Origin of the sequence: Treponema sp. (genome assembly GCF_045657965.1) — a bacterium.
GTDB lineage: Bacteria > Spirochaetota > Spirochaetia > Treponematales > Treponemataceae > Treponema_D.
Genome location: NZ_JAZOUG010000259.1, coordinates 1 through 3,860, shown reverse-complemented (window position 1 = coordinate 3,860; position 3,860 = coordinate 1). Strand labels below are relative to the sequence as shown.

Annotated in this window: 4 protein-coding genes and 1 pseudogene; 3 read left to right on the top strand and 2 right to left on the bottom strand. The window is 35.8% G+C overall.

Annotation, left to right across the window (positions count from 1 at the left end):
* The 3 genes and pseudogenes from ACKI5B_RS09765 to ACKI5B_RS09755 form a co-directional block, all read left to right on the top strand.
* Positions 1–664, top strand: a pseudogene (locus tag ACKI5B_RS09765) (sodium ion-translocating decarboxylase subunit beta); the annotation flags it as partial.
* 3 nt (positions 665–667) lie between these two features.
* Positions 668–1,033, top strand: coding sequence for a hypothetical protein (locus ACKI5B_RS09760; protein WP_407428228.1), 366 nt, complete (start codon positions 668–670; stop codon positions 1,031–1,033).
* A 159-nt stretch (positions 1,034–1,192) separates the two neighbouring features.
* Positions 1,193–1,315 carry a hypothetical protein gene (locus tag ACKI5B_RS09755; RefSeq protein WP_407428226.1) on the top strand — a complete coding sequence of 41 codons (123 nt, stop codon included), beginning with the start codon at positions 1,193–1,195 and terminating at the stop codon, positions 1,313–1,315.
* On the opposite strand, the gene ACKI5B_RS09750 is transcribed toward ACKI5B_RS09755, so the two are convergent.
* Together ACKI5B_RS09750 and ACKI5B_RS09745 are read right to left on the bottom strand one after the other, a co-directional pair.
* Positions 1,316–2,617: a GGDEF domain-containing protein gene (locus ACKI5B_RS09750; protein WP_407428224.1), complete on the bottom strand. Its 1,302-nt coding sequence runs from the start codon at positions 2,615–2,617 to the stop codon at positions 1,316–1,318.
* A gap of 8 nt (positions 2,618–2,625) precedes the next feature.
* Positions 2,626–3,618, bottom strand: a complete 993-nt coding sequence (locus ACKI5B_RS09745) for a TRAP transporter substrate-binding protein (protein ID WP_407428222.1) — start codon at positions 3,616–3,618, stop codon at positions 2,626–2,628.
* Between the last annotated feature and the right edge of the window lie 242 nt (positions 3,619–3,860).

Here is a 3,860-nt window from a genome sequence, read left to right as displayed (position 1 = left end):
AGAGCTTATGGGTGTTATCGCTGTTGCAGCTTACTCTTACATGGCTTTGGTTCCGATGAATCAGCCTCCAATCATGTAGCTCCTTACTTCTAAAAAAGTGCGCCTCATCAAAATGCCAAACCCACGTGCAGTTCCACGCATGGAAAAGGTTTTGTTCCCTCTCATGCTCCTCATTCTTACAATTCTTTTGCTGCCTCCAGCAGCTCCTCTTATCGGTATGCTCGCATTCGGTAACTTCGTAAAAGAATCAGGTGCTGCTCAGCGTCTTTCTAAGACAATGGAAAATGAATTGATGAACATCGTTTCTATCGTTCTTTCATTGGGCGTTGGTTCACAGATGACTCCAGAAAAAATCATCAAGGGTGAATCAGTAGGTATCATCGTTCTTGGTCTTGTTGCATTCGCTGTCGCTACAGCAGGCGGTTTGTGTATGGCAAAACTTATGAACGTATTCCTTCCAAAAGACAAAAAAATCAACCCGCTCATCGGTTCAGCTGGCGTTTCAGCAGTTCCAATGGCAGCCCGCGTTGCAAACAAGGTTGGTCAGGCAGAAGATCCTTCTAACTTCCTTCTTATGAACGCAATGGGACCAAACGTAGCTGGTGTTATCGGTACTGCAATGGCAGCCGGTGTCTTTATTGCGACATACGGCGGTCTTAGATAATTAATGAAATCACGCTTTCTGCACTTGATTCTTTCACTTCTCATCTTGGTTTCAGCACCGGTGGGAATGAATGTGCAGACTGCGGTCATTGATTCATCAAACGATGTAAAAGTCGTTTCGGTATATTCATCGGCACAGGAACTTAATCCTGTGTTCGTGAGCGAAGCAAAATCTTTTGAAAGAACAGTTGTCCGTTCGCAGAAAAAATCCGCTTCTTCTGAGCAAAAAGCTTTTAATGTTGATTTGTTCAGTAAGGCGGATTTTTCTTTTTCTATTTTTTCTTTTTCAAGCACTACGCAGACTTCTTCCCGCGTTCTGCTTCTTCCAAAGTCACTTCAAACAATAATTTTTCTTCAGACAGTCATTTAAAGCCTCTTCTACATTCCGTTTCCAATTAATAATTTTAAAACTACTCGAGGTTTATATGACCGGTCCTATTATTTTGGTCGCTATTTTTGTCGTTACGACTGTCTGCTGCATTATTTTTTTCAAATAGTGCAGAATAAATTTTATTTATGAGGTGAAATTATGTTATTTGGTCTTATTGCTGTTGTTCTAATTATTGCATCCAGTGTTGTTTTTTCATGGCTCGGAGTTGCTGTTGATAATCTCGGTGACAAATGCATTGAGCTGATTGACAGAAAAAAATAATTAGCGATTAAGGCTGTCGTCGTAGATTCGGCAGCCTTTTCTTCCAGCTTCTTTTACAGCATAAAGTGCTTTGTCTGCCTGTTTGTATAATTCTTCTGAATATCCTGTTTTTGAATAAGAAATACCTGCACTGATTGATAGTGTTGGAATTTCTTCAACTTCAGCGAGAGATTTATTTATAGTTCGAATTTTTTCAGTAACGATTTTGAATCCTTCCTGCTTAAAATTAGCAAGAATGACTGCAAATTCATCTCCACCGATTCTGGCAACATAATCACCAGTTCTGAAAGTTGACATTAAAAGCTCAGCAAGTTTTTTTAATGCAAAGTCTCCGCCCGTGTGTCCGTATGTATCATTAATCTGCTTAAAATGATCCATATCAAGTAAAATCAAGGCAACAGGTAATTTTTGTTCTGCTGAAGCCTTGCAAATTTCATCATAAGCATTTCTGTTAAGAATACCCGTAAGAGCGTCATATTCTGCCTGTTTTAAGAGTATTTTTGTCCGTTTTTCTCCGATTGAATAAATCCTGTCATAAGACTGTGTGACTTTTCTGAATTCTTTAAGAGCTAAAAACCAGAAAAGATTTATGATAAGTAGTGCTATTATCAATAATCTGAGTCTGTCGATATTTGTGCCAAGTGCTTCAGAACTTTCATCAAGCTTCTTTTTGATGTCGTCAGCAATTGCTTTTACAGTCAGCCTGCAGTTTTCGTTTATACGGGTTTTATAGATTAAAAAGCCTTCATCAAAAAGGGTTTTTTGTGCAAGATTATGGAGCTCAGTTCCAGAAAGATTTTTTTCGCTTTCTTTTATTTCGATATTTTTAATTTTTTCTGAGAACAGTGGAATTTCTTTCTCTAAAGCTGCATAGCATAATTTTATCGCATAAAGTTCCATTTTTGTTATACTTTCAGCCTGATTAAGAGCTATTTTTAAACGTTTAACTGTCTGATCTTCATCGGAATAAATTTTAATCAGGTTTTCGAGTGATTTTTCTGTACTGCGTGTATTTTCAATTTCTTCAAGATAAGCCAGGGCAAATCTTTCATCATTTTTAATAATGAACAGACGTGCCAGATCTGTAAGTTCATTTGAATTTGACCTGATTGTTTCAGAAGTTTGTTCACATACTATAAATTTATTTAATTCTGTTTTTACTGACTGAAAACTTTTGACAACATTATATGAATAAAAGATGATTCCAATAATAAGAAAAATGCCGATTATGATAAAACTTGTCGTTAAAAGGCCGAGTCGATTATTTTTGTGTTTATGAATTATTTTTGATATATTAAACATAACAATACCTATTTATTTAAATCTAAGATTTTTTGATATAATTCCGGAAAATCCTGTGAACTTTCGGTAATCATTTTTTTACAGGCTGTTTTCCAGGGGGTTTTATCTGAAATTTCTGTAATAACTACTCCCTGTTTTTTTAATGTTTCAAGGGCCAGTTTGTTTTCATTTTCAACAATTGTTTTGCAATAATTTGATGCATATTTTCCGGCTTCTTTGAGGATTTCCTGCTGTTTTTTGGAAAGAGAATCCCAGATTTTGGAATTAATTACAACCTGTACAGCACCAAGCATATGACCGTCAAGTATCATGTATGGAGCAACATCATTGAATGAATTGGACAGATAATTGGTTACAGGCTGTTCTGCAACATCCACCTTTCCTGTCAAAAGGGCGGCATACAAATCTGTGAATGGGACAACTACAGGTTCTGCATTAAGGGATTCAACCAGATCCTGAAGAACTTTTGCATTTGAAGAGCGTATTTTTTTATTTTTAAGATCATCAAGAGTATTTATCCTGGTAGTTGAGAAAAAATGCCGGAAACCTTCTTCAGCATAAAAAAGACCTTTTACTCCAAGTCCTTTTTTATATGGTTCATCAAGAAATTCTTCTGCCAGCTCTGATGATGCAAATTTCCAGAAATGTTCGTCATCTTCGAATGTGAAAGGAATTGTAAGAAGTTTTGATTGTTTATCACCGTAATTTACAAGACTTGCTGAAACTCTGGCAAGATGAATTGAACTGTCGGGATCAACTATAAGTTTCATTATCTGCGGCTCATCACCTAAAATGCCCGAATACTGAAGGTGTATTTTTATTTTTCCTTTTGAAAGCTCTTCTACTTTTTCTTTAAAAGCTGCGTCCATTTTTCCTGCAACTGTATTAGCAGGATTTACTTCAGCCATGACAAGAGTTACCGGTTTCTGATTTTGGAAATTACATGAAAGGAATGAAAATGAAAAGAGAGATAGAAGCATAATTTTATTAAAACATTTCATAATATTAACTCCTAAATAAACCTTAAAAAAATTATATGATAGAAAAAGCGATATTGCAAATTTATTTATCTTTTGTATTATAATGATGTTGAAAAAAAGCTTGGAGGCTTATATTTATGAACCAGTTTTTTAAACTGAATGAACGGGGAACAACTGTTTCCCGTGAGATTATCGGCGGTATTACCACTTTTCTGGCAATGTCCTATATTTTAGCTGTAAACCCGCAGATTTTGTCTGAATCT